Here is a 26151-nt window from a genome sequence, read left to right on the forward strand (position 1 = left end):
AGAGCGACAGGCCACGGCCAACTCCCTGTTCAGGAGGCTCCATGAACCTCGATTCAACGACACCTGCACTGGCTTATCAGTCAGGCTTCGGCAACGAATTCAGCAGCGAAGCATTGCCCGGCGCACTGCCGGTCGGCCAGAACTCCCCGCAAAAGGCCCCTTACGGCCTCTACACCGAACTGTTTTCCGGTACCGCGTTCACCATGGCCCGCAGCGAAGCACGACGGACCTGGATGTACCGTATCCAGCCATCGGCCAATCACCCGGCGTTCATCAAACTCGAGCGGCAACTGGCCGGCGGGCCGTTGGGTGAAGTGACCCCCAATCGCCTGCGCTGGAATGCCCTGGATATGCCCGCCGAGCCGACGGATTTCATCGACGGCCTGGTGAGCATGGCCGCCAACTCCGGCCCGGACAAACCGGCCGGGATCAGCATCCACCAGTACCGCGCCAACCGCTCCATGGAGCGAGTGTTCTTCAATGCCGATGGCGAGATGCTGCTGGTGCCGCAGCTGGGACGGTTGCGGATTGCCACGGAATTGGGCGTGCTGGAGCTGGAACCACTGGAAATCGCCGTACTGCCACGGGGTTTGAAATTCCGCGTCGAGCTGCTCGACCCACAAGCCCGCGGCTACATCGCCGAGAACCATGGCGCGCCCCTGCGCCTGCCGGACCTGGGGCCGATTGGCAGCAACGGCCTGGCCAATCCGCGGGACTTCCTGACCCCGGTCGCCCATTACGAACACCTGGCGCAACCGACCACCCTGGTGCAGAAATTCCTCGGCCAGCTGTGGGGCACCGAGCTCGATCATTCGCCGCTGAACGTGGTCGCCTGGCATGGCAACAACGTGCCGTACAAATACGACCTGCGCCGTTTCAATACGATCGGCACCGTCAGCTTCGATCATCCGGACCCGTCGATCTTCACCGTGCTGACCTCGCCGACCAGCGTCCACGGCCTGGCCAACCTCGATTTCGTGATCTTCCCGCCACGCTGGATGGTTGCCGAGAACACCTTCCGTCCACCGTGGTTCCACCGCAACCTGATGAACGAATTCATGGGCCTGATCCAGGGCGAGTACGACGCCAAGGCCGAAGGTTTCGTCCCCGGCGGCGCGTCGTTGCACAGCTGCATGAGTGCCCACGGCCCCGACGGCGAAACCTGTACCAAGGCGATCAACGCGGACCTCAAACCGGCAAAAATCGACAACACCATGGCCTTCATGTTCGAGACCAGCCAGGTGCTGCGCCCGAGCCGTTTCGCCCTCGATTGCCCGCAACTGCAAACCAACTACGACGCTTGCTGGGCCACGCTGCCCGCCACTTTCGACCCGACCCGGAGATAACCCATGACGCAGACTTCCATCACTCGCAGCTGGGTCGCTTCCGCCAACGGCCATGCCGATTTCCCGTTGCAAAACCTGCCGCTGGGTGTGTTCAGCGTGAAGGGTTCGGCGCCACGCAGCGGCGTGGCCATTGGCGAGCATATTTTTGACCTGGAAGCCGCACTTGAAGCTGGCCTGTTCGACGGTGTGGCAAAAAACGCCGTCGAAGCCACCCGTGGGGGTCAGTTGAATGCGTTTTTCGAGCTGGGCCGCGAGGCGCGTGTTGCCCTGCGTGAACGCTTGCTGGAATTACTGAGCGAAGGCAGCACCCTGCACGGCAAGATCGAAGCCCAGGGCGCAAAATTGCTGCCACTGGCGGCGAATTGCGAGATGCACCTGCCGGCGAAAATCAACGATTACACCGACTTCTATGTCGGCATCGAGCACGCGCAGAACGTCGGCAAACTGTTCCGCCCGGACAATCCGTTGCTGCCGAACTACAAGTACGTGCCGATCGGTTACCACGGCCGCGCCTCGACCATTCGCCCGTCCGGCACCGACGTGCGCCGTCCCAAAGGCCAGACCTTGCCGGCTGGCCAGACCGAGCCGACCTTTGGTCCGTGCGCTCGCCTGGATTACGAACTGGAGCTGGGCATCTGGATTGGCCAGGGCAACGACATGGGCGACTCGATTGCCATTGGCGACGCCGCCGATCACATCGCCGGTTTCTGCCTGCTCAACGACTGGTCGGCGCGGGACATCCAGGCCTGGGAATATCAGCCGCTGGGGCCGTTCCTGTCGAAGAGTTTCATCACCAGCATTTCGCCATGGGTGGTGACCGCCGAAGCCCTGGAGCCGTTCCGTCGTGCCCAGCCTGCGCGCCCGGAAGGTGATCCGCAGCCGTTGCCGTACCTGTTCGACAAACGCGATCAGGCCGCCGGCGCCTTCGACATCGAACTGGAAGTGCTGCTGCTGACCGAAGCCATGCGCGAGCAGAATCTGCCGGCCCATCGCCTGACCCTGAGCAATTCCAAACACATGTACTGGACCGTGGCGCAAATGGTCGCGCACCACAGCGTCAATGGCTGCCAGTTGCAGGCGGGTGACCTGTTTGGTTCGGGCACGTTGTCGGGGCCGCAAAGCGGTCAGTTCGGCAGCCTGCTGGAAATCACCGAGGGCGGCAAAAAACCGATCGAGCTGGCGTCGGGCGAGGTGCGCAAGTTCCTTGAAGACGGCGATGAAATCATCCTGCGTGGCCGTTGCAACCGCGAGGGATTTGCCTCCATCGGCTTCGGCGAATGCCGTGGCAAAGTGCTGCCGGCGCGCTAAGGAGAACGGGTCATGGAACTCTATACCTACTATCGTTCCACCTCGTCTTACCGGGTGCGCATCGCGCTGGCGTTGAAGGGGCTGGATTACCAGGCGCTGCCGATCAACCTGATCGCGCCGCCCGGTGGCGAGCACCGCCAGCCACCGTATCTGGCCATCAACCCGCAAGGCCGTGTACCGGCCTTGCGCACCGATGAGGGCGAGTTGCTGATCCAGTCACCGGCGATTATCGAGTACCTCGAAGAACGTTATCCACAGGTGCCATTGCTGTCCAAAGACCTCGCCGCCCGCGCCCACGAGCGCGGCGTGGCGGCGGTGATCGGCTGTGATGTGCATCCGCTGCATAACGTCAGTGTGCTCAACCGGCTGCGTCAGTTGGGCCAGGATGAAGCGCAGGTGGTCGAGTGGATCGGCCACTGGATCAGCCAGGGGTTGACGGCGGTGGAGCAGTTGATCGGTGATGAGGGATATTGCTTTGGTCCGCAGCCGGGGTTGGCGGATGTGTACCTGATACCGCAACTGTACGCGGCCGAACGCTTCAGCATTTCCCTGGAAGCCTGGCCGCGGATTCGTCGTGTGGCGACGCTGGCGGCCATGCACCCGGCGTTCATCAAGGCGCATCCCGCGAATCAGCCCGACACCCCATAGCAACCACATACCAACCCCTGTGGGAGCGAGCCTGCTCGCGAAAGCGGTGTGTCAGTCACGCCAATTTTGGATGTGACTCCGTCTTCGCGAGCAGGCTCGCTCCCACAGGGGAGCTGTGTTTAGTGGACGATGGAGTTGGGCGGCAAATGCCCCAGCCGCTCGGTCAGGCGTATCCGCTGAATCGGATCGTCGCTGAGCAGCAAGGCATGTTCCAGGTCGAAGCGCTCGGCGTTCGGGCAATCCAGCCGTTGGTAGAGGCTGGCCCGGGCCAGGTAGTCGGCAGCGGTGCCGTTGCCCAGTTCCAGCACGCGTTCGGCGTCGATAAGGGCCCCGATGTAGTCGTCGTTGGAAAGGTGCAACTGACGCAGGTTGCGCGACAGGCGTTGCAGCATCTGTACGGGCTCGGCGGTGACCAGGTGTTCGGCGCTGAGCTTCAGGTTCGGGCCGTACTGGCGTTGCAGCAGTTCCCGGCAATCGTTGGGGTAGAGACGACGGCCGCCGCAGGGATCGAGCAGATGGTCGGCACCCGGTACGCGCAGTAGAAAATGTCCGGGGAAGTTGACCCCGACCAAAGGGATTTCCAGGCCTCTGGCCAATTCCAGCGCAATCAGACCCAAGGCCAGGGGTTGTCCACGTCGGCGTTCCAGCACGCGATTGAGCAGCGCCACTTGCGGGCGCAAGGGCGTGAAGTCGTCCTGGGCGAACCCCAGGTCATTCATGCGCCGCAGCAGCGGTTGCGCCAATTCGCTCACCGGCAGCATGGGCAGGCTGCCACTGATCCGCTGCTGCAGAGACTTGAAGTCCACCAGCAGCGATTCGAGGTTCATCTCGCTGTCATGTTCAGCGGCAATCCACAGTGCCGCCTCGAACAGCGCGGGCGGTGATCGTTGCAGACAGGCAAAAAACGATTGTCGCGGGGTCATCAAAATCTCCGGGCAATGCCTCGTTTTAGCCCCGTCTCTGCCATTCGTCCAGTGCTCCACAAGGGGGTGTGGCGGTTATTTCCGAATGTCTGAATAGACGATCTGTTTATTCCGGCGCGCTTCTGCAATTTTTGTGCGCAAGCCTATACTGGCGACTACAAGAAGTGATTCGGGAGCCTTACGATGTTCGCTCTCATGCAAAGCACTCGCCTTGAATCGCTGCATCTGAGCGTCGACCCGGCCACCGGGTTGAAGGCGGTCATTGCCATTCATAACAGTCGCCTGGGGCCTGCCCTGGGTGGTTGTCGTTACCTTGCCTACCCCAGCGACGAGTCCGCGGTCGAGGATGCCGTGCGCCTTGCCCAGGGCATGAGTTACAAGGCCGCACTGGCCGGCCTGGCCCAGGGCGGTGGCGTAGCGGTCATCATTCGCCCCGTTCACGTGGCCAATCGCGCGGCGCTGTTCGAAGCCTTCGGACGCTGCATCAATCAGCTCGACGGGCGCTACATCACTGCCATCGACAGCGGTACTTCGGTGGCGGACATGGATTGCATCGCCCAGCAAACCCAACACGTCACCAGCACCACGTCAGCGGGCGACCCTGCTCCCCACGCGGCGATGGGCGTGTTCACCGGCATTCGCGCCACCGCCATGGCGCGGTTGGGCAGCGACAATCTCGAAGGTTTGCGCGTGGCCATTCAGGGCCTGGGCAATGTGGGTTATGCGCTGGCGGAACAGCTGCATGCGGCCGGTGCTGAACTGCTGGTCAGCGACATCGACCACGGCAAGGTGCAACTGGCGATGGAGCAACTCGGCGCCCACCCCATTGCCAACGATGCACTGCTCAGCACGCCTTGCGACATTCTGGCGCCGTGTGGCCTGGGGGGCGTGCTCAACAGCCATAGCGTGACGCAACTGCGCTGCGCGGCGGTGGCGGGTTCGGCGAACAACCAGCTGACTCATCTGGACGTTGCCGATCTGCTGGAGCGGCGGGGCATTTTGTATGCACCGGATTACGTGATCAATGCCGGCGGCCTGATCTATGTTTCACTCAGGCATCGGGGTGAAGCGTTGGCGACCATCACGGCGCATCTGTCGAAAATCAGCTCGCGGCTGACCGAAGTCTTCGCCCATGCCCAGGCGGAGAAGCGCTCGCCGGCAAGGGTGGCGGACGAGTTGGCGGAGAAGGTGTTGTATCGGTGAAGCAGCGCTTTTTCATCAAGCATTAAAAAGGCCCTGAGTCATTCGACTCAGGGCCTGTTCAATTCGGCTGTCACTTATTTTGCTGCTTTGGTGGCCTTGGCTGGCTTGGCCGGGGCAATCGACTCAACAACCGCCTCTTCAACAGGCGCCGCCACTTCAACCGGTTGCGGGACTTCGACGGGCGCGCTGAGCAACTCGGACAAGGCGTCCGGCTGGCTCTTGAATGCCTTGGCAAACACATCGCGATTTTTCGCCATGTAGATCCCGGCTTCTTCCACTTGCTGTTCGGTCAGGGACGGAACGGCTTTTTGCAACACTTCAGCCAGCAACTCGGCCAGCTCGAGCATTTTGTCATGACGGTCAGCTTCGGCTTTATCCATGAACAAGCGCTCCAGATCTCGGCTGCTGCGGTATACCACTTCGACGGCCATTCACCACCTCACATGCCTTCACATTTGGTTGTCTGATTCGACTACTGTATTTATATACAGCGAAAAGGATAAGCGAATCGCTGGAGTTTGGGTAGTGGCTTTTTAATGTAGACCGGATTTGGGGTTTGTCATTGGCTTGTGGGAGCAAGGCTTGCCCGCGATGGCGTCCTTCAAGCCACCAAAGTGCCTCATCTCAATCGGCAATCATCTCACCCATAAGCCACTGGCCTTGTTTCTGCATGCAGAACAATCGTCACGTCCAACCCGCATTATCCGGTCGAGCCGACCTGAGGAAGCATCATCGTGAAAATCAACTGGGCCGAAAATCTGCGGCAGACCGTGCATCATCTGGCAGAGTCGCTGGGCAACCTGTTCGTCGAGACCTTTCACTACCTGGCACTGTTCGCCATCGGCGCCGTGACCGCGTGGGCGGCGGTGATGGAGTTTCTCGGGATGATCGAGCAAGGACACATCAAGATCGATGACATCCTGCTGCTGTTCATCTACCTGGAACTGGGGGCGATGGTCGGGATTTATTTCAAGACCAACCACATGCCCGTGCGCTTCCTGATCTATGTGGCGATCACCGCACTGACACGCCTGCTGATTTCCAACGTGTCGCACCATAACCCGCCGGACCTGGGGATCATTTACCTGTGCGGCGGGATTCTGCTGCTGGCATTTGCGATTCTGGTGGTGCGTTACGCGTCTTCGCAATTTCCGTCGGTGAAGATTGAAAACCCGCACCGCAAGACCGGTGCGGGCTCCAGTGAACATCCGGAAGTAGAAAAGGGCGAGATTTAAAGGCCCAAGGCAGGTCGGTGCCGGCCTTTGGCAGGTGGCGGCGGCGGGTTGCGCGTGCCGCCATCGGTCATGGCTTCGAGGATGGCCACCGCGCTGTGGCCCTGTTCGATGGCGATGCCGAACTGAATGCTTTGCACCAGGCGTTTGAGGCGCTCGGGGTCATTGCGTTGTTCGGCGCTGATCATGCGCTTTGCGACTACGTGGCCACAGTTGGACAGGGTCAGCATGATGCTGCCGTCCAGACCCTGAATGCTCAGGTTGATCTGATAGTCCGCTGCAAAGGCATCGGTAATGAGCTGAAAGGGGTTGTCCATGATGCGTCACCGCCTGATTGAACGTGCAATTGTTGACCGGTCGGGATCGGGATTAGTTCGCCACACCAGACCATCGGCCATTCCATGGCCACATCGCCATCAATGCCTGCATCAGGGATAAAGCAAGGGGCATGCCGGATAGATTTTCGGACAATGCTCGCGACCTGCAAAACCAGTGGGAGCGAGCCTGCTCGCGATAGCGGACTCTCAGCCAAGCAGAAGTTGACTGTGCAGCCGTCATCGCGAGCAGGCTCGCTCCCACAGGCCCGCATTATTTTTGCCTGCCCGTTTCAGGGCAATTAAATCCGACGTGCCTCCAAACCGGTCAGCATTCCACCCAACTCACCGCCAGACCGCCCCGTGACGTTTCCTTGTATTTGTCGTGCATGTCGGCGCCGGTATCGCGCATGGTGCGGATCACCCGGTCCAGGGAAATGAAGTGTTTACCATCACCGCGCAGGGCCATTTGCGTGGCATTGATCGCCTTCACCGCGGCAATCGCATTGCGTTCGATGCACGGCACTTGCACCAGCCCGCCCACCGGGTCGCAAGTCAGGCCAAGGTTGTGTTCCAAGCCGATTTCCGCGGCGTTTTCCAATTGCTCCGGTGTGGCGCCCAGCACCTCTGCCAGGCCGGCGGCAGCCATGGCGCAGGCCGAGCCGACTTCACCCTGGCAGCCGACCTCGGCACCGGAGATCGAGGCGTTTTTCTTACAGAGAATGCCGACAGCCGCCGCACCCAAAAAGAACGCCACCACGTCATCGTCCGACGCGTCCGGATTGAATTTCATGTAGTAGTGCAGCACGGCCGGAATGATCCCCGCCGCACCGTTGGTCGGTGCGGTGACCATACGGCCGCCGGCGGCGTTTTCTTCGTTCACCGCAAGGGCGAACAGATTGACCCACTCCATGGCCGACAGGGTCGAGGTGATGACGTTCGGCTTGCCGATTTCCAACAGGCTGCGGTGCAATTTCGCCGCGCGACGCGGCACATTCAGACCACCGGGCAGGATGCCTTCGTGGTGCAAACCCTGCTCGACGCACTCGCGCATCACCGACCAGATGTGCAACAGGCCCTGACGGATTTCTTCGTCACTGCGCCAGGCCCGTTCGTTGGCCATCATCAATTCGGAAACCCGCAAGCCGTGCCGGTTGCACAGCTGAAGCAATTCGACGGCGCTGGAGAAGTCGTACGGCAACACCACGTCGCTTGCCGGGGGAATCCCGGACTCGGCTTCGGCCGCTTCGATGATGAAACCCCCGCCTATCGAGTAGTAGGTTTGCTCGAACAGCTCGCCGGTTTCGCCGAAGGCTGTCAGGGACATGGCGTTGGGGTGGTAGGGCAGACTCTCGTCGAGCAACAGCAGGTCACGCGTCCAGTCGAAGGCAATCGTCACCTGGCCGGCCAGGGACAGTTCGGCGGTTTCGCGCAGGGTGTGGATTCGGTCGTCGATGGTGGTGGGATCGATTCGATCCGGCCACTCGCCCATCAAGCCCATGACACAGGCGCGGTCGGTGGCGTGACCGACGCCGGTTGCCGACAGGGAGCCATACAGTCGGATTTCTACGCGCCGCACGTCAGACACCAAACCCTGATCGACCAGCGCCTGGGCGAAGGTCGCCGCAGCGCGCATCGGGCCAACGGTATGAGAGCTGGACGGGCCGATGCCGACTTTGAAAAGATCGAAAACACTGATAGCCATGCTAAAGCCTATTCCCGCAATGGAGGATGAATCGCTGCCATTTTTGTAGGACAAGCGCACTATCAGCGATACTGCCAACCTCGGTCCTACGTGACCAACGAAACTTCCTAAGACAGCCTTTAGCAGGACTAAACGATGAGCCGTCAATTACACGCCCAGACTTATGTGTGGCTGCAGGTGTTTTCCTGTGCCGCCCGGCACTTGTCGTTCACCCGCTGCGCCGAAGAGCTGCACATCACGCCGGGGGCGGTCAGCCAGCAGATCCGTCAACTGGAGGAACGCCTGGGTTTTCGCCTGTTTCATCGGCGTGCCCGGGGCGTGGAGTTGAGTGCCGAAGGCCAGCGACTGGCCATCACCGTCAACGAAGCCTACGGCAGCATCGACGCGGAATTGCGCCGACTGGACGCGGGCATGATCAGCGGGACACTGCGGGTGCGATCGATTCCGTCGTTCCTGAGCAAATGGCTGACCCCACGCCTGCCGCGCTTGCAGCAACGTTTTCCGGACATCCAGTTGCGCCTGGTGGCGGAGGACAGCAGCGTGCCGTTGCATGAGGGCGACTTCGATCTGGCCATCGACCTGAACGACGGCAGCTACCCCGGACTGTTATCCACAGCCTTGCTCGATGAACAGATTTTTCCGGTGTGTGCACCGGGCCTGTTGCGCGGTCGTCCTCCGCTGCATGGCCCCGCCGACCTGATGCATTTCCCGCTGCTACATGACATCACTGCCTGGCGCGGCAGCTACGAATATGCGGAATGGGAGTTCTATCTCAACGCCATTGGTTTTGAAGGCGCGGATGTGCGGCGCGGGCACACGTTCAATCGCAATCACCTGACCATCGAGGCGGCCATCGCCGGAATGGGCGTGGCGATTGCCCGGCGAACGCTGTTGAACGACGAGCTGGAGCGGGGAGCGCTGATCGTGCCGTTTGGCCTGGCGGTGCCCAATCACAAACGCTACATGCTGCTCTATGCGCCGGGTGCGCTGAGCCATCCGGGCGTACGTGCGGTGCATGACTGGCTGGTGGAAGAGGCGGGGATTTTTCGCGGTCTGCACCCGCTTGGGGAGCGGCAAATGTGAGAATTTGTGACAGAGGGGCGGGGCGAATCAACTCCCGACCTTAACAGCGCTTTTACCGGTTGTCCGGCTTTTTTTGCGATTACAAAATTATCTTTTTTCAGGGGTTGAATTGTTCAGCGTACAGACCGATTGTGTAACCAAGAGGTCACGGTGACGACGCCCAAGGGCTTAGCTGACCGGCCTCTCGCGAGCTAGCTGAAATAAGGGATGAACTATGCAAATCCAAGTCAATAGCGATAACCATATTCAAAGCAGTAAACGACTGGAGGAGTGGGTACGAACCACCATTGAGAGCACGCTCGAACGTTATGAGGAGGACTTGACCCGAGTCGAAGTTCACCTGCGGGACGAGAACGGCGACAAGCCCGGTCCCCACGATTTACGCTGCCAGCTGGAAGCGAGGCCAAAAGGCCACCAACCGATTTCTGTCACCCATAAAGCCGCCAACCTGGAACTGGCGATAGACGGGGCTGCCGAGAAGCTCGAGCATGCACTTGAACACCTGTTCGGCAAATTGCGCGGAAAACCACGCGCCGCCGTGGTGCCGTTCGAGCGCAGGGCTCACGCGGATGTGCTGCTGGAAGAAGAGTTTCTTGAAAACGAGCAGGCTGCGCAAAACGCCTGAAGCCTGATTCACCTTCCCAATGAAAACGGGTCTGCATTGCAGGCCCGTTTTATTTCCGGTGTCACCGATGCCCTGTAGGAGCCGGCTTGCTGGCGAAGGCGGTGCATCAATCAATATTGATGACGCCTGACACACCGCCATCGCCAGCAAGCCGGCTCCTACAGGTTTGCATTAATGATCTTTTGCGCATGAGAATATTTATCATTAGTATTGCGCCTCGCTGACCAGCCCGATTGCCCTTTGCGCAGTACTGAACCGATGATCACGAGTCCCCCCGAACCGCACGATCTTGCGCACGACGAACCGCGCGGCGATCGTGCGCATTTTCTCCAGGTGTTCCTGTCGCAACGGTCGCAAATGGAAGCGCTGGTCAATCGCCGCGTCGGTTGCCGGGCGACGGCAGCGGACCTGGTGCAGGACTTGTTCCTGCGTTTCTGGCGGCGGCCGCTGGTGCAGGTCGAGGAACTGAGCACCTACCTGTTGCGTTGCGCCGGCAACATCGCCATCGATCACTTGCGCAGTGAAGGCACGCGCGCCCGGGCCAGCGAAGGCTTGATGGTGGAGCCATCCGACGGTGTCGGCAGTGAGCCGCAAGCGGCGCTGGAGGCGGGCAACGATTTACGGCATGTCGAAGCCGCGTTGCGCGCCTTGCCCGAACGCACGCGGCAGATTTTTTTGCTCAACCGCATCCATGGCCGCAAGTACGCCGAAATCGCCAAGGCCATGGGGTTGTCCCAAAGCGCCGTGGAAAAACATATGATGCGCGCACTCGAGGCCTGCAAGGCCAGCCTTCGGGAACCGGAACCGCGTACGCCAGGGAAAGCACCGTGAACAACTTTCAAACCGTCACTCCGACGCCCGCTCAAGAGCAGGCCGCGTTGGCCTGGCTGAGCCTGTTGCATGACCAGCCGAGCAGTGGCGACCAAGCCACCTTCAGCCAATGGTTGCAGGCTGACCCGGCCCATGCCGAGGCCTACGCCCGCGCGCAAGTGCTGTGGGAGTTGAGCGAAGTGCCGGCGCGCACCCTGGCCGATGAAGACGCCTTGGCCTTGCAGCGTTACCTCAATGCAATGAATCGCTCGCGCCGCCACAGCGTCAGGCGCTGGTCCGGGGCGCTGGCGATGGCCGCTTGCCTGGTGCTGATGATCAGCTTCGGCACCGGTTGGCAGCCGTCGCGCTGGGTTGATGACCTGGGCGCCGATTATGTCTCGGCGCCGGGGGAAATCCGCACCGTCACCCTGGCCGATCAGTCACAAGTCACCCTCGATGCCGACAGTGCCATTGCCGTGGATTTTAGTCGTGGTGAACGGCATGTGCAGGTGCGTCGCGGTGCCGGTTTCTTCAGCGTGACCCACACGGGCGAGCCGTTCGTGGTCGACGCCGAAAAGGGCCAGGCGCGAGTGCTGGGCACGCAGTTCGAAGTGCGCCTGCAGCCCCACGGCGCGCAGGTCACGGTATTGTCCGGTCGCGTCGCCGTGACGGCGGATAAAAACGCTGCCCAGCAAATCCTCACCGCCGGCCAGCAAGTGGCCTATGGCGAAGGCACGGCGCAACCTTTACACGGGGTGGACAGTGAAGCGCAACTGGCGTGGCGCCAGGGTTGGCTCAACTATTACAAGGCGCCGTTGGCTGACGTGGTGCAGGACCTCGGCCGGTATTACCCGGGAAGGATCGTGCTGCTCAACGATGAACTGGCCAAGCGACGGGTCAGTGGCAGTTTTCCGAGCAAGAACCCGCAGGCGGTGTTGGGTTCGTTGCAGGGGGTGTTGGGGTTTGAGCAGCATCAGGTGTTGGGGCATCTGATTATTTTGCGTTGAAGCCGCCGGCCTCTTCGCGGGCAAGTCGGAACGCCGCCCGCTCGCTCCCACAGGATTGGGGGGATCCTGTGGGAGCAAGGCTTGCCCGCGATGGGGCCAGATCAGGCGCCACATCCTTCAAGAAAAAATATTTTCAAATTTTTGCTGAGGTAAAACCGAACGCCATCCGTGTAGTGACTGAAACTGCGAGTCATTCGCATCCGCTGCGGTTCTACACAGGTCATGAGTCATGAAGTCCAGGGCAAAATCGGGTTCGGTCAAACAATGGTTGGGTGTTTCTGCCTTGAGCTTTTCGGCGTTGGCATTGCTGCCGCCGAGCGTGGCGATGGCCGCTGAGTCTGGCGGTAGTCAGCAACGTGAGCAGTTCAGTTTTTCGATGGCCGCCAAACCCTTGCCTCAGGCCTTGAGCGATTTCAGCCGGGTGACCGGCATCAGCGTCGTCTACACCGATGAAGCGCCCTACGGTCTCAACGCGCCCGCCGTGAATGGCCAGATGAGCGCCGAACAGGCACTGCAGCGTTTGCTCGGCGGTTCGGGTTTAACCTTCCGTCGTACCGACGGCCACACCATGGCACTTGAGCCGCAGCCTACCGAAGGCGCCTTGAACCTGGGCGCGACCAACATCACGTCGGTAATGGACGAATCGACCAGCTACCAGCCACCGCCCGTCAGTTCGGTCATGCGCTCCTCGACCCCCATTCAGGAAATTCCGCAAACCATCAACGTGGTCGCGGCCCAGGTCATTCGCGATCAGGCGCCGCGCAATCTGGATGATGCCCTGGCCAACGTCAGCGGTATCACCCAGGGCAACACCCTGGGCAGCACCCAGGACTCGGTCATGACTCGCGGTTTCGGGGATAACCGCAACGGCTCGATCATGCGCGACAGCATGCCGATCGTGCAGGGCCGCGGCATGAACGCCACCGTGGATCGGGTCGAGGTGCTCAAGGGGCCCGCCTCGCTGCTCTACGGGATTCAAGACCCGGGCGGCGTGGTGAACATGGTCAGCAAGAAGCCGGAGCTTGAGCAGTACAACGCCATGACCCTGCGTGGCTCGACCTATGGCGAAGGCAAGAACGGCAGCGGTGGCACCTTCGACAGCACCGGCGGGCTGGGGGATTCCGGCCTGGCTTATCGCATGGTGCTGGACCATGAAGACGAAGATTACTGGCGCAATTTCGGTGTTCATCGCGAGAGCCTGGTGGCGCCCTCCCTGGCCTGGTTCGGCGAAAGCACCAAGTTGCTGTTCGCCTATGAGCACCGTGAATTCCTGACCCCGTTCGACCGTGGCACGCTGATCGACCCTCGTGACAATCATCCTCTGAGCATCTCGCGCGAAGAACGCCTGGATGAACCGTTCAACAACATGGAAGGGCGCTCCGACCTCTATCACTTCGAGGCCGACCACGAGCTCAACGACAACTGGAAAGCCCACTTCGGCTACAGCTGGAACCGCGAAACCTACGACGCCAGCCAGGTACGCGTGACGGCCATCGACACCAACAAAGGCACGCTGACCCGCAGCATGGACGGTACCCAAGGCGCGATCAGCACCGACCGCTTCACCACCGCGAGTCTCGAAGGCAACGTGAATGTGCTGGGCATGCAGCATGACCTGTTGATAGGCGTCGATGACGAGTACCGCAAGATCTTCCGTGAAGACCTGATTCGCCAGAAAAGCCTGACCAACTTCAGCTACATCAATCCGGTGTATGGCCGTGAAGTGCCGGGCACTACCGTCAGTGCAGCCGACAGCGCGCAGACCGATGAACTGCGCAGCGACTCGATCTTCCTGCAGGACTCCATTCACCTCACCGACCAGTGGATTCTGGTGGCGGGCGGGCGTTTCCAGGCGTACGACCAGTACGCCGGCAAAGGCGTGCCATTCCACGCCAACACCGACAGCAACGGGCAGAAATGGGTGCCGCGCGCGGGCCTGGTGTATCGCTACACCGATGCGTTGTCGTTCTACGGCAGCTACACCGAATCGTTCAAACCCAACTCGACCATTGCACCGTTGAGCGGCAGCACCACTGTGCTGGACGGCAGCATCGCGCCGGAAGAAGCCAAGTCCTGGGAGCTGGGCGCCAAGCTGGATCTGCCGGGTCGTGTGACGGGCAATATCGCCTTGTTCGACATCAAGAAGCGCAATGTACTGGTGGCCAACGCCGAAGGCCCGACGACGGTTTACAGCGCGGCCGGTGAAGTGCGTTCTCGTGGTCTTGAGGTGGATTTGAGCGGCCAGCTCACCGATCGCTGGAGCATGATCGGCAGCTACGCCTACACCGATGCCGAGGTCACCGAAGACCCGCTTTACGAAGGCAAGAAATTGCAGAACGTCGCCAGGAACAGTGGCTCGCTGTCGGCGGTTTATGACTTCGGTAACGTCGTCGGTGGCGATCAACTGCGGGTCGGTGCGGGGGCGCGTTATGTCGGTGAACGGGAGGGCAATGCGGTCAATGATTTCGACCTGCCGGCCTACACTGTGGCCGATGCGTTTGCGACCTACGACACCAAGGTCGAGGGGCAGAAGGTCAAGTTTCAGCTCAACGTGAAAAACCTGTTCGACCGTACGTACTACACCTCTGCGGCGAGTCGGTTCTTCGTATCGATGGGCGATTCGCGGCAGGTGATCGTGTCGAGCACTTTGGTGTTCTGATCAAAGACTGCATTATCGTTCATCGCTGGCAAGCCAGCTCCCACAAATCCTGTGGGAGCTGGCTTGCCAGCGATGGCGGCGTGACTGGCGCCGAAAATCTCCGGTCTACCGTAGAAACGCCTGGCGATATTCGCCGGGCGTTCCTCCCAACGTCTGCCGGAACCGGTTGGTAAAGTGACTGGCACTGGCGAACCCGCAAGCCAATGCAATCTCCCCCAATGGTTGCGATGTCGTGCGCAGCAAATCCCGCGCCCGGCTCAAGCGGCGTGCCAATACATATTGATGCGGCGGCAAGCCGAAGCTTTCGCGGAACATCCGCGCAAAGTGGTATTCCGACAACGCGCACAGCGCCGCCAATTGCCCCAGGCTGATGGCGTCGGCCAGGTGGCCGTCGATGTATTCCACCAACAACCGCCGTTGATGCGCCGCCAGGCCACCCTTGAGGCGCAAGTCCGGACGGGTGCTGACCTGGCTGAGCAGCGCATGGCTGAGCATTTCGTGGGCCAGGCTGCTGGTGAGCAGGCGCTCACCCGGTTCGTCCCAGTTGAGGGCGATCAACTGTCGAAAACGCGACGCCTGCTGCGGGTCCTCCAGAAAGGTTTGCTCGCGCAACTGCAATTCCCGCGGCTCACGATCGAGCAGCGTGACGCAGCCAAGGGCAAATTGTTCGGGGCTGAAATACAGGTGAGCCAGGCGAATGTCGCCGTTGATGACCCAGCCGGACTGATGATCGGCGGGCAGGATGCACAGTTTGTCCGGGCCGCCCTTGGTGCCGGGCTGGTCGCGGCGAAAGGTGCCGGTGCCACCGGCGATGTAGCACGACAATGTGTGGTGGCTCGGCGCTTCGTAGTCCTGGGCATCGTGATGGTTGCTCCACAAGGCCGCAGACAGGCCGTCACCGAGCTCGGCGCTGTGCTCCAGGCGAGCATTGGGCGAGCGGTTGAGGGCTTGAAAGACTTGTAGGGTTTCCAGTGCGGCCATGATCGTTGCTCGTTAACACCTGCATCCAACGCCCTGCATCCTACTCCGTAGAGGTTCGCCTGCCAGCCTGTCGCGCGACAAAAGCGCAAGTTTATGCAAGTGCGCCAAGGCCCGGCACCGGACACTGGGCACCTATCGAGGAGCCTTTGCCATGAACCTTTCTTTGTACCTGCTGACCGTGCTGATCTGGGGCACCACCTGGATTGCCCTGAAATGGCAACTGGGCGTGGTGGCGATTCCCGTGTCGATTGTCTATCGCTTCGGTCTCGCGGCGTTGGTGCTGTTCGCGATGCTGCTGCTCAGCCGGCGTCTGCAAGTGATGAACCGGCGCGGGCATCTGATTTGCCTGGCGCAGGGGTTGTGCCTGTTTTGCGTCAATTTCATGTGTTTCCTGACCGCCAGCCAGTGGATTCCCAGCGGTCTGGTCGCCGTGGTGTTCTCCACCGCTACTTTGTGGAATGCCCTCAATGCGCGGGTGTTCTTCGGCCAGAAAATCGCCCGCAATGTGCTGATGGGCGGCGCGTTGGGCTTGCTCGGCCTGGGCCTGTTGTTCTGGCCGGAACTGGTCGGCCACACTGCCAGCCCGCAAACCTTGCTGGGCCTGGGCCTGGCCCTGTGCGGCACCTTGTGCTTCTCGGCGGGCAACATGCTTTCGAGCCTGCAGCAGAAAGCCGGACTCAAGCCGCTGACGACCAACGCCTGGGGGATGGCTTACGGCGCGGCGATGCTATCGGTGTGGTGCCTGGTCAAGGGGATTCCGTTCGACGTGGAGTGGAGTGCGCGCTACATCGGTTCGCTGTTGTATTTGGTCATTCCGGGCTCGGTGATCGGCTTCACCGCATACCTGACGCTGGTCGGTCGCATGGGGCCGGAGCGTGCCGCCTATTGCACCGTGCTGTTCCCGGTGGTGGCGCTGAATGTCTCGGCATTTGTCGAAGGCTACCAGTGGACCGCTCCGGCGCTGGTGGGGCTGGTGATGGTGATGTTGGGTAATGTGCTGGTGTTCCGCAAACCCAGGGCGAGTATTAACCCGGTGGCGGGCAAGTTGGCATGAGAAACATGCTGTTTAATTATCCTTGGCTACCAGCAGAAATATCAGCCCGAGGAACATGTATTCAATGTTGCTTCTTGCCCATTCGAATGCATTGCGCTGAGCGGAGTATTCCATGTCGAACCATTCGTTGAGTATGGTGACGTATAAGGTCTGGTAAACGAAAATGGCTGTACTGAAACCAATGATGGCGAACTTCTTGGCTTCGTGGAATTCACTGCGTGGTGCAGAAAGTTTTCGGCACAGCTGATAAGTGCCTACCAGGAAACTGAAGGTGAATATGATCTCGAGGGTGATGATCGCCCAATAAAAGCGGTGATGGAAAATCATGGAAGTGACGGCTCTGTATCGACGGGAATCATTACCTGTTGTGTCGCTCATGCTGATGATTCGCCCGATATAGTCGGAGTACGCCGCGTAGTCAGTGAAGTTGTTGGTGAGCGTCATCAGTCCGAAAAGAGCCGCCATCAGGACGACCAGTATTTTGCTCCGCCTGATAACGCCGGCAGTGGTGAAGTTGTTCATGCCAATACGCTCCGAGTGCACGTCAGTGCTTTTTTGTCGTCGGAGTTTATCGGCGTTTTTTTGTAAAGTGGCCGGGCACTGAGTTGCGAGTTATGTCGTTACTTGCGCTTCAATAAAGTGTGTTTACAAGCGGCACGCCGAGCAAGGCGTGCCGCGGTTCAATCAACCTTTCCAGACCTGCGGATTGACCAGATCCTGCGGACGTTCGCCCAACAAGGCGCTGCGCAAGTTGCTCAGGGCGCGGTTGGCCATCGCTTCACGGGTTTCATGGGTGGCCGAGCCGATGTGCGGCAAGGTCACGGCGTTTTTCAGCTGGAACAGCGGCGATTCCGCCAGTGGTTCTTTTTCGTACACATCCAGCCCGGCACCGCGAATCCGGTTGCTTTGCAGCGCTTCGATCAGTGCCGGCTCATCCACCACCGGGCCGCGCGAGATATTGACCAGGATGGCGCCTGGTTTCATCAACGCCAGTTCGCGATGGCTGATCAGGTGTCTGGTTTTCTCGCTGAGCGGCACCACCAGGCACACGAAGTCGGCTTCTGCCAGCAATTCATCCAGAGTACGGAACTGCGCACCGAGCTCCTGTTCCAGCTCGGTCTTGCGACTGTTACCGCTGTAGATGACCGGCATGTTGAAGCCCAGGCGGCCACGGCGGGCGATGGCTGCACCGATGTTGCCCATGCCGACGATACCTAGCGTCTTGCCGTGGACATCGCAACCGAACAACGGTGCGCCGACGGTGGCTTTCCATTGCCCGGCCTTGGTCCAGGCATCGAGTTCGGCTACGCGGCGGGCACTGCTCATCAACAGGGCGAAGGCCAGGTCGGCGGTGCTTTCGGTGAGCACGTCGGGGGTGTTGGTCAGCATGATCCCGCGTTCGCTCAGGTACGCCACGTCATAGTTGTCATAGCCCACCGAAACGCTGGACACCACTTCCAGTTTGGCCGCGCTCTCCAGTTGCGCACGACCGAGTTTGCGACCGACGCCGATCAAGCCGTGGGCGTGGGGCAGGGCTTCGTTGAACTGGGCATTGATGTCGCCGTTTTTCGGATTCGGCACGATGACGTCGAAGTCTTGTTGCAGGCGTTCGACCATTTCAGGTGTGACGCGGCTGAAGGCGAGGACGGTTTTTTTCATGGATGCAGGCTCGTCGGTGCGGAGGAGAATGCTGAGCACGCTAACATTCTTGCCGGGATTTGTGCGAGTCGCTTAACAGCAGCTTGCGGCGCTTCATCCAGTTATACTGCCGCCTTTCGCGGCTCGCTGACCGGGCCCGACACATAACGCATCACCCGGAGCTTTCATGACTTCCCCGAAACAACCGCCGGTCGCCGACACCTTGAGCGACGAACAGGCAGAGCTGCCAGACAGCGTCGACTCCAGCGCCGATAGCGAAACCAAAGCCGCGATCCCGGCGTTCAAGTTCCCGTTCAAACCGGGAGAGCTGGCAGGCGCCAAAGGCTCCAACCAGCCGTGGTACAAGAACGGCGCCAAGAACGGTCACACCAAGACGCCAGGCATGGCGCCGCCGGGGACTCGGCGGTCGATGGGCAAGCGTTAAGCCCCAGTTTTTGTAGCGCCTGTGCGGGCCTCATCGCGAGCAGGCTCGCTCCCACAGTGGATCTGCGTTGCACACACAATCTGTGTTCACTGAAGATCCCTTGTGGGAGCGAGCCTGCTCGCGAAGGGGCCATCACAGGCAACACACTTTTTGGATCAGGCCGCCCGCAACGAAATGAATCCATAGTTCACAGGCGCATCCGTCACCACCTGTGCCCCTGCCGCCAAAACCTGCCCGGCAATATCCTCACCCGAAACATGAAACAGCCACTCGCTGCTCCACTGCGGCAATGCCTGGCCGTTCAGTTCATCGAAGATCCTGGCGAATTCGTTCATATCCGGTAGATAAGCGGTAAACCCATCACCCTTCAGCGCGGTCGTTCGGATCCCCAGCAGCGCGCACATCGCGTCCTTCATCTGAATGTCATCGCGATCCGCCTGACGGGAGCGCTGGATCAATTCCGACAGGTCTCTGTCAACCAATTCACCACCGACTATCAGCTCCGGCCCTTTTTCCCACGACTGGGGCGGACATTCCTTCACGGCGGTGTTCAGGGGGATGTGCGGATTGATTTCCATCGGGTAGATACGGCACACCAGCGGTCGGCGCTCATAGATGCGGCACAGGTTGTTTTCGTCAAGATTCCGGCAGGCACCCAGGTTGTAAGCGGCAAAGGTGATGGCGACATACGCCTCGGCGTCGGCGCTGCGGACCATGGCCGAACGACGTTCGGCATGTTCGCGTTGCTGCACCGGCAGGCCCAGGCCATTACTCAGGAAGGCTTCCACCAGCACGATCACTTGACCGCCGTCGGCTGCCCACATGCGGGCTTCGGGCAGGGTCAGGGGGACATGGTGGTCATTGCAGCATTTGCCACAGCCTACGCAGGAAAACGTCGTATTCATTGAGCGGTCAGTCGCATCCGGGAGCATGAAACGGCGACAGAATGCCACCGCAAAGACCCCAGCCGAAGCAAGTTATGCGCCACTCACTGCGCCTTGGCGGCCGCACGGATGGAGTCCCATTCGGTGACGTACGCGGTTTTGCTCTGTTTGTTGTAGAGGCACAGCTCGGTGCCTTGCGCGCCTTTCATGTGTTTTTGCGGGTACTGGCCTTGTAGCAGGAGTGCGGTGTAGCCGACACGGTCATCGAACTGCGCGGCGTTGCCGACCGGTTTGGCGTTCTTCAAGCCACTGGCCTTGGTGCAACTGGCGAGCACGGCTTTGTCGTAGGCGGCCCAGGCGTCCGGGCTGGAGGCATGGGCGTGGGTGGCGAGGGCGGTGAGGCAGAGGAAGGTCAGGGTCGAAGCTTTCATGGTTCGGGATCCTTGGGTGATGTCCAAGGTTGGAGTATGCCTGATGGTTTGATGGCGTTTGTAAGGGCCTCTTCGCGAGCAGGCTCGCTCCCACAAGGGAAGCGCGATCCTCTGTGGGAGTGAGCCTGCTCGCGAAAGCGGTTTCAGATTGGAACCGGTTCGCGGCGGACTACACGCATCCCGACACTTTCATACAACCGCCGCGCCCGCAGGTTGTCTTCCAGCACCTTCAAATCCACAAACCCTTCCCGGCGCTGTTGAAACACCTTGAAAGCATGCAGCAGCAACGCGCGCCCCAGACCTTGCTGTCGAGCCCGCGCATGCACCACCAGATTCTTGATGTAGGCACTGGTCCAGCACTGACACACCGCAACCACGCCTTCGCTGTCCAGCAAGACGAAGCAGAGCTCGGGATCGTATTCGGGGTCGGTCTCGAACTGGCGTTGCCACAGCGCCAGGGCCGGCACGCGACCGCCACCGTCGCTGTAACCCGACTCCATCAAGTGATGCACGGCAGCGGCGAGTTCAGGGCGGTAGTGGGTCAACTGAATGCCGGATGGCCAGCGGATGGCGGGCACCACCTCGGCGAGGTCGCGCCGCATCAGCCAGCAATAGTCCCCGGCCAAGCCTCAATGTCCTTGTTCGGCCACAGCCTTGGCCGCGTCGATCAGGCATTTGGTCAGTTCCGGCGAAGAGAACTTGGTCAACACCGCGTTCGCGCCGGCCAGGCGGGCCTTTTCGCTGTTCATCGCGCTGTCCAGCGAGGTATGCAGCAGCACATAGAGGTGCGCGAAATCCGGGGTTTCGCGCAGGGTGCGGGTGAAGGCGTAGCCGTCCATTTCGGACATTTCGATGTCGGAGACGATCAGGTTGATCTGCTGGGCAGTACCTTGCAGGTCCAGCAAGCAATCGATGGCTTCCTTGGCACTGCGCGCCGTGTGGCATTGCAGGCCGAGATTGCGCAGGGTGTGCACGGATTGCTGCAACGCCACCTGGCTGTCATCGACCACCAGAATCCGCGCATTACCCAGCACTTCGGCATCTTCCATGCTGAGCTCGGTCGGTGCCATGTCGATTTGCACCGGAGCGATGCCATGGATGACTTTCTCGATGTCCAGCACCTGCACCAGCGTGCCATCGACCGAGGTCACGCCGGTGATGTACGAGCGCACGCCACCAGAGCCGAAGGGCGGCGGGCGGATGTCGGTGGTCAGGCAATGGACAATCTTGCTGACAGCCTGAACGTGCAAGCCCTGTTTGGAGCGGCTGACATCGGTGACGATCAGGCAGCCGCCGTTCGGATCTTCCAGCGGGCGCTCGCCGATGGCGCGACTGAGGTCGATCACCGACAACGAGGCGCCGCGCAGGGTGGCGATGCCTTTTACGTGGGGGTGCGACTCCGGCAATTTGGTCAGCGGCGGGCAGGGGATGATTTCACTGACTTTGAGCAGGTTGATCGCCATCAACTTGCCACTGCGCAAGGTGAACAGCAGAAGCGAAAGTGAATCCGCGCGGCCTTTGGTGGAAGACATAAGTACCTTCTGTGGAAAAAGGTGACGGGCGATCCCGAGGAACGCCAAGAGCTATCAATGCCGGGTTATCGACTTGTTGGGGGCAGGCTTTAGTTAATCGGTTGAATGGTAGTGCGCCTTCGCGAGCAGGCCCGCTCCCACAAAGGCAGCGACAATCCTTGTGGGAGCGAGCCTGCTCGCGAAGAGGCCCTCACTTCATCCCCAATCTTTTGGCCATCCGCCCAAGGTTTGCCCGATCCAAGCCTAGTTCACGCGCCGCGCTCGCCCAATTATGGTGATGCCGCTCCAGGCACGCACCGATCAACTGGCGCTGATAGTTTTCAGTGGCCTCGCGCAAATCCCCGGTCACCAACGCCACGGCGGCCGCAGCCGGTTGCTCGGCGGCGACTTCGACACTGCCGTTGGGCAGGTCCAGGTCGGCTGCGCTCAAGCTGAGGATTTTCGGCCGTTCCTTGCAGTTACCCAGGGCCTTCAACGCACTGCGGCCGATCAAGTGCTCCAGTTCCCGCACGTTGCCCGGCCAGTCGTACGCCAGCAACGCAACCTGGGCGTCGCTGCTCAGGCGCAGGCTGTTAAGGCCCATGCGCGAGCGATTCTGTTCGAGGAAATAACCGCTGAGCAGCAGTACATCGCGGCCACGGTCACGCAGGGCCGGCACTAATAAAGGGTAAACGCTGAGGCGATGATAGAAGTCGGCACGATAGCGGCCGCTGCGCACTTCTTCGGCCAGATCGCGGTTGGTCGCCGCGATCAGCCGCACATCGACCTGATGTTCCTTGTCCGACCCCAGCCGCTGCAACTGACCGCTTTGCAGTACGCGCAGCAATTTGGCCTGGACCGTCAGCGACAGCTCGCCGACTTCATCGAGAAACAGCGTGCCGCCATTGGCCAGTTCGAACTTGCCGCGTCGATCATTCATCGCCCCGGTGAAGGCGCCGCGCACGTGGCCAAACAACTCGCTCTCCACCAGCGTGTCGGGCAGCGCGGCGCAGTTGAGGCTGATGATTGGCTTGTCGGCCCGGGGCGAGGCGGCATGGATGGCCTGGGCCACCAGTTCCTTGCCGACCCCGGTTTCCCCGGTGATCAGCACGGTCAGATCACTGCCGCCCACCAGATGGATTTCTTCCACCAGCCGTTTGTGCGCCTTGCTCTGGCCGATCATTTCGCGGTTCTGCTGGCCGCTGGCCTGGCGGTAGACCTCGGCGCGCTGGTGTTCATCTTCGACGCGATTGTTCAGGCGCTCGATGCGCTCGGCGGCATTCACGGTGGCGGCGGCAAGGCTGGCGAAAGCCTCCAAGGCATCCAGCTCGATCGGTTCAAATTGCCCGGGATCGAGGGCGTCGAGGGTCAACAGGCCCCATGGACGCTCGTCGATGAACAGCGGGCAGCCCATGCAGTCATGGACTTCCAGATGGTCGTCCAGGCCTTCAACCAGACCGTCGTAGGGATCGGGCATGTTGCTGTCGGCGGCGAAGCGGGTCGGGCCGTGGCTGCTGAGCAACGCTTCGAAGCGCGGGTGTTCGCTGACCTTGAAGCGGCGCCCGAGGGTGTCGGTACTCAAGCCGTCGACGGCCAGCGGGACCAGCCACTCGCCATCGAGGCGCAGCAGGGCGGCCGCATCGCAGGGCAGCAGGGCGCGCATCGCTTCGAGCAAGCGTCGATAGCGCTCGCCTTCGGGGAGTTCGCGGGACAGGTCAGAGACCAGTGGCAGCAGGGCGGTAAGCAGGGATTTTGCAGTCATAGTGACTCCATGTAGTCGGTGTGACTATAAAGCAGGCTGTGTCGATATGACTATCATGTTGTTAAGTTATTGATTTATATGAAAATAAATTCTGGCACGAAACCTGATAAGCATAGGGCAACCGTTAAGAAACCCTCGTTGCTCTGGAGTCACCTTATGCTTAGCGTTCAAGACCGTGCCATCGTCAAATCCACTGTGCCGCTGCTGGAAAGCGGTGGTGAAGCGCTGATCACCCACTTCTACCGCATGATGCTGTCCGAGTACCCGGAGGTGCGTCCGCTGTTCAACCAGGCCCACCAGGCCAGCGGTGACCAGCCACGCGCACTGGCCAACGGCGTATTGATGTATGCACGCCACATCGACCAGCTCGACCAGTTGGGTGACCTGGTGGCCAAGATCATCAACAAGCACGTGGCCCTGCAGATTCTGCCGGAACACTACCCGATTGTTGGCTCCTGCCTGCTGCGTGCAATTGCTGAAGTATTGGGCGAAGAAATCGCCACACCAGAGGTGATCGCGGCGTGGGGCGCAGCTTACGGCCAGCTGGCAGATATCCTGATCGGTGCCGAAACCAGCATCTACGACCAGAAAGAACAGGCACCGGGCGGCTGGCGCGGGGCGCGGGATTTCGTCGTGGTGGCCAAGGTCGAGGAAAGCGCGGAAATTACCTCGTTCTACTTCGAACCTGCCGACAAAGGCCCGATTCTGGCGGCAGAGCCGGGCCAGTACATCGGCATGAAATTGATCCTCGATGGCGAAGAAATCCGTCGCAACTATTCGCTGTCGGCCTTGGCGAACAAAGGCCAGTACCGCATCAGCGTCAAGCGTGAAACCGGCGGCCGCGCGTCCAACCACCTGCACGATCAATTGCATGTCGGGGCGAGCATTCAGCTGTTTCCGCCTTCGGGGGAGTTCACCCTGACCGCGAGCGACAAACCGCTGGTGCTGATCAGCGGTGGCGTCGGCATCACGCCGACCCTGGCGATGCTCGAAGCGGCACTGGAAACCGAGCGGCCGGTGCACTTTATCCACTGTGCCCGCAACGGCAGCGTTCACGCCTTCCGTGACTGGATCGACGGGCTGGCCGAGCGTCATCCGCAACTCAAGCGCTTCTATTGCTATGCCGAAGACGACGGTATGAGCCCGGCGGCGCACAAGGTCGGGTTGTTGAGCCAGGAGCAGTTGGGCGAGTGGTTGCCTGCCGAGCGCGACGTGGATGCCTACTTCCTCGGCCCGAAAGGCTTCATGGCCGCGATCAAGCGTCACCTCAAGGCGCTGGGTGTACCCGAGAAGCAGAGCCGTTACGAGTTCTTCGGCCCGGCTGCGGCGCTGGAGTAAACATTGGTGGCGACTCGGGACACCGAGTCGCCTGCTTCGCGAGCAGGCTCGCTCCCACAAGGGATCTCCAGTGAACACAGGTTTTGTGTCTGGCGTAGATCCACTGTGGGAGCGAGCCTGCTCGCGAATGCAGCACCGCGGTTTCAATCCTGAAAAACGCTCGAAAGTTAATCCCTTCTTAACCCGCCTATTGTCTATTCCCCCCCGACATCCCCCCACCACGCGCCGGGCTCTCAAAGATCCAGGTCAGCGTGTAGACTGGCGGGCAATCGATATATTGAAGGGAAACGCGATGAGCGAGGAAACCATGCGGTTGGGCCGTGAACGGCGCTATCTGGTGTTGCTGGGCGTTATCTGCCTGGCGCTGATCGGCGGTGCGCTGTACATGCAAATCGTGCTGGGCGAGGCGCCATGCCCGCTGTGTATCCTGCAACGTTATGCCTTGCTGTTGATCGCGATCTTCGCTTTTGTCGGCGCGGCCATGCGCAGTCGTCGTAGCATCACGGTGTGTGAAACCCTGGTGGTGATCTGCGCGCTGGCAGGCGTTGGAGTGGCGGGGCATCACGTCTTTACGCAGTTCTATCCGGCGGTCAGTTGCGGCATCGACGTCCTGCAGCCGATTGTCGATGGCTTGCCGCTGGCGAAGATCTTCCCGCTGGGCTTCCAGGTCGATGGTTTCTGCTCCACGCCGTACCCGCCGATCCTTGGATTGTCGCTGGCGCAGTGGGCGCTGGTCGCCTTCGTGCTGGTGGTGGTGCTGGTGCCGCTACTCACTGTGCGTAATCGCAAAGCGCTGCGCTGAGGTCATCGGCGACCACGCCGTGACATCAAAAACGCCCCGGTCCTTGAACAGAGGACCGGGGCGTTTTTGCATTTTCAGAGGCCAGGTAAAAAGTCCGTGACAGGCGGCAACGAAGGGTGTGGCAAGTGTGCGACATGTTGTCACATCTTGAGTGTCGCACCGGCTTTCAGTGCATCGGATTGGTACGCGGGTACGCAATGAAATTGGCCTGCTTTTCAGGAAGGTCACTTGACCCTCGTCACGCTGGAGCAGGCAGTTTTAACAGGCTCTGGCAATTTGCCAGAGCCCTTGCCATATGGGGCTCACGCCGTATCGGGCGCAGCCGCCGAGCCTTCGATGCTGTCTGAATTGCGGATGGTAGGCCTACTATTTTTGGTGTTTTTGTTGAGAATCAATTTCGATAACATGCGCCACTTTTACAAGTTGTGTTAAGGATTGTTGC

General features: G+C 60.6%; 25 protein-coding genes and 1 pseudogene. 14 read left to right on the forward strand and 12 right to left on the reverse strand.

Annotated elements, in window-relative coordinates; translation table 11 throughout:
- Positions 1-41: 41 nt before the first annotated feature.
- Genes hmgA through maiA form a run of 3 tightly spaced genes read left to right on the forward strand, consistent with a single transcriptional unit; the run spans position 42 to position 3302 of the window.
- Positions 42-1346 carry a homogentisate 1,2-dioxygenase gene (gene hmgA / locus LAB08_RS04140; RefSeq protein ID WP_096513400.1) on the forward strand — a complete coding sequence of 435 codons (1305 nt, stop codon included), beginning with the start codon at positions 42-44 and terminating at the stop codon, positions 1344-1346.
- 3 nt (positions 1347-1349) lie between these two features.
- Positions 1350-2654 (forward strand): fumarylacetoacetase, encoded by a 1305-nt coding sequence (gene fahA / locus LAB08_RS04145; RefSeq protein ID WP_096513399.1) that lies wholly within the window; start codon positions 1350-1352, stop codon positions 2652-2654.
- A gap of 12 nt (positions 2655-2666) precedes the next feature.
- Complete coding sequence (gene maiA / locus LAB08_RS04150; protein ID WP_096513398.1) at positions 2667-3302, forward strand: maleylacetoacetate isomerase; 636 nt, start codon at positions 2667-2669, stop codon at positions 3300-3302.
- Between the two features lie 119 nt (positions 3303-3421).
- Here the strand turns inward: maiA and LAB08_RS04155 are convergent, their stop codons facing one another.
- Positions 3422-4225 (reverse strand): SirB1 family protein, encoded by an 804-nt coding sequence (locus LAB08_RS04155; RefSeq protein WP_096513397.1) that lies wholly within the window; start codon positions 4223-4225, stop codon positions 3422-3424.
- Positions 4226-4408: 183 nt separating this feature from the next.
- Here LAB08_RS04155 and LAB08_RS04160 point away from each other — a divergent pair, with 183 nt between their 5' ends.
- Positions 4409-5428 carry a Glu/Leu/Phe/Val dehydrogenase family protein gene (locus tag LAB08_RS04160; protein ID WP_096513396.1) on the forward strand — a complete coding sequence of 340 codons (1020 nt, stop codon included), beginning with the start codon at positions 4409-4411 and terminating at the stop codon, positions 5426-5428.
- 191 nt (positions 5429-5619) lie between these two features.
- Here LAB08_RS04160 and LAB08_RS04165 read toward each other — a convergent pair.
- Positions 5620-5859: pseudogene (locus LAB08_RS04165) on the reverse strand (YebG family protein); the annotation flags it as partial.
- A gap of 303 nt (positions 5860-6162) precedes the next feature.
- On the opposite strand from LAB08_RS04165, the gene LAB08_RS04170 reads away from it, so the two are divergent.
- Complete coding sequence (locus LAB08_RS04170) at positions 6163-6663, forward strand: phosphate-starvation-inducible protein PsiE (RefSeq protein ID WP_096513394.1); 501 nt, start codon at positions 6163-6165, stop codon at positions 6661-6663.
- On the opposite strand, the gene LAB08_RS04175 is transcribed toward LAB08_RS04170, so the two are convergent.
- Positions 6660-6977, reverse strand: a complete 318-nt coding sequence (locus LAB08_RS04175; protein WP_096513393.1) for a DUF3509 domain-containing protein — start codon at positions 6975-6977, stop codon at positions 6660-6662. The two genes, LAB08_RS04170 and LAB08_RS04175, sit on opposite strands and share 4 nt — an antisense overlap.
- Before the next feature lie 325 nt (positions 6978-7302).
- Positions 7303-8679, reverse strand: coding sequence for an L-serine ammonia-lyase (locus LAB08_RS04180; RefSeq protein ID WP_096513392.1), 1377 nt, complete (start codon positions 8677-8679; stop codon positions 7303-7305).
- Positions 8680-8814: 135 nt separating this feature from the next.
- On the opposite strand from LAB08_RS04180, the gene LAB08_RS04185 reads away from it, so the two are divergent.
- From LAB08_RS04185 to LAB08_RS04205, 5 genes are all read left to right on the forward strand, one after another.
- Complete coding sequence (locus tag LAB08_RS04185) at positions 8815-9762, forward strand: LysR substrate-binding domain-containing protein (protein WP_096513391.1); 948 nt, start codon at positions 8815-8817, stop codon at positions 9760-9762.
- Positions 9763-9976: 214 nt separating this feature from the next.
- Positions 9977-10387, forward strand: coding sequence for an HPF/RaiA family ribosome-associated protein (locus tag LAB08_RS04190; RefSeq protein WP_096513390.1), 411 nt, complete (start codon positions 9977-9979; stop codon positions 10385-10387).
- Between the two features lie 258 nt (positions 10388-10645).
- Positions 10646-11218 (forward strand): RNA polymerase sigma factor, encoded by a 573-nt coding sequence (locus LAB08_RS04195; RefSeq protein WP_096513389.1) that lies wholly within the window; start codon positions 10646-10648, stop codon positions 11216-11218.
- Positions 11215-12204, forward strand: coding sequence for a FecR family protein (locus tag LAB08_RS04200; protein WP_096513388.1), 990 nt, complete (start codon positions 11215-11217; stop codon positions 12202-12204). Before LAB08_RS04195 ends, LAB08_RS04200 begins: the two co-directional genes overlap by 4 nt.
- 229 nt (positions 12205-12433) lie before the next feature.
- Positions 12434-14863, forward strand: a complete 2430-nt coding sequence (locus LAB08_RS04205) for a TonB-dependent siderophore receptor (RefSeq protein ID WP_096513387.1) — start codon at positions 12434-12436, stop codon at positions 14861-14863.
- 105 nt (positions 14864-14968) lie between these two features.
- Here LAB08_RS04205 and LAB08_RS04210 read toward each other — a convergent pair whose 3' ends face one another.
- Positions 14969-15844: an AraC family transcriptional regulator gene (locus LAB08_RS04210; RefSeq protein WP_096513386.1), complete on the reverse strand. Its 876-nt coding sequence runs from the start codon at positions 15842-15844 to the stop codon at positions 14969-14971.
- A gap of 151 nt (positions 15845-15995) precedes the next feature.
- Here LAB08_RS04210 and LAB08_RS04215 point away from each other — a divergent pair, with 151 nt between their 5' ends.
- Positions 15996-16898, forward strand: coding sequence for a DMT family transporter (locus tag LAB08_RS04215; protein ID WP_096513385.1), 903 nt, complete (start codon positions 15996-15998; stop codon positions 16896-16898).
- A 12-nt stretch (positions 16899-16910) separates the two neighbouring features.
- Here the strand turns inward: LAB08_RS04215 and LAB08_RS04220 are convergent, their stop codons facing one another.
- Complete coding sequence (locus tag LAB08_RS04220) at positions 16911-17420, reverse strand: DUF2165 family protein (protein ID WP_096513384.1); 510 nt, start codon at positions 17418-17420, stop codon at positions 16911-16913.
- A 162-nt stretch (positions 17421-17582) separates the two neighbouring features.
- Positions 17583-18557: a 2-hydroxyacid dehydrogenase gene (locus LAB08_RS04225; RefSeq protein ID WP_096513383.1), complete on the reverse strand. Its 975-nt coding sequence runs from the start codon at positions 18555-18557 to the stop codon at positions 17583-17585.
- 166 nt (positions 18558-18723) lie between these two features.
- On the opposite strand from LAB08_RS04225, the gene LAB08_RS04230 reads away from it, so the two are divergent.
- The gene (locus LAB08_RS04230; RefSeq protein WP_096513382.1) at positions 18724-18981 is read left to right on the forward strand and encodes a hypothetical protein; all 258 of its coding nucleotides are present in this window, start codon (positions 18724-18726) and stop codon (positions 18979-18981) included.
- 155 nt (positions 18982-19136) lie between these two features.
- Here LAB08_RS04230 and LAB08_RS04235 read toward each other — a convergent pair whose 3' ends face one another.
- The 5 genes from LAB08_RS04235 to norR form a co-directional block, all read right to left on the reverse strand.
- On the reverse strand, positions 19137-19886 hold the full coding sequence (locus LAB08_RS04235; RefSeq protein ID WP_096513381.1) for a YkgJ family cysteine cluster protein: 750 nt from the start codon (positions 19884-19886) through the stop codon (positions 19137-19139).
- An 83-nt stretch (positions 19887-19969) separates the two neighbouring features.
- Entirely contained in the window at positions 19970-20296 is a 327-nt protein-coding gene (locus LAB08_RS04240) for a hypothetical protein (protein WP_096513380.1), read from the reverse strand.
- Between the two features lie 143 nt (positions 20297-20439).
- Positions 20440-20898: a GNAT family N-acetyltransferase gene (locus LAB08_RS04245; RefSeq protein WP_096515567.1), complete on the reverse strand. Its 459-nt coding sequence runs from the start codon at positions 20896-20898 to the stop codon at positions 20440-20442.
- A gap of 27 nt (positions 20899-20925) precedes the next feature.
- On the reverse strand, positions 20926-21828 hold the full coding sequence (locus tag LAB08_RS04250; RefSeq protein ID WP_096513379.1) for a chemotaxis protein CheV: 903 nt from the start codon (positions 21826-21828) through the stop codon (positions 20926-20928).
- Between the two features lie 190 nt (positions 21829-22018).
- The gene (gene norR / locus LAB08_RS04255; RefSeq protein ID WP_096513378.1) at positions 22019-23569 is read right to left on the reverse strand and encodes a nitric oxide reductase transcriptional regulator NorR; all 1551 of its coding nucleotides are present in this window, start codon (positions 23567-23569) and stop codon (positions 22019-22021) included.
- A gap of 156 nt (positions 23570-23725) precedes the next feature.
- Here norR and hmpA point away from each other — a divergent pair, with 156 nt between their 5' ends.
- Together hmpA and LAB08_RS04265 are read left to right on the forward strand one after the other, a co-directional pair.
- A complete protein-coding gene (hmpA, locus tag LAB08_RS04260) occupies positions 23726-24907 on the forward strand; it encodes an NO-inducible flavohemoprotein (RefSeq protein ID WP_096513377.1) in 1182 nt (393 codons plus the stop codon).
- 292 nt (positions 24908-25199) lie between these two features.
- Positions 25200-25709 carry a disulfide bond formation protein B gene (locus LAB08_RS04265; protein ID WP_096513376.1) on the forward strand — a complete coding sequence of 170 codons (510 nt, stop codon included), beginning with the start codon at positions 25200-25202 and terminating at the stop codon, positions 25707-25709.
- The last annotated feature ends 442 nt before the right edge of the window (positions 25710-26151 follow it).

The organism is Pseudomonas izuensis (assembly GCF_002356535.2).
GTDB lineage: Bacteria > Pseudomonadota > Gammaproteobacteria > Pseudomonadales > Pseudomonadaceae > Aquipseudomonas > Aquipseudomonas izuensis.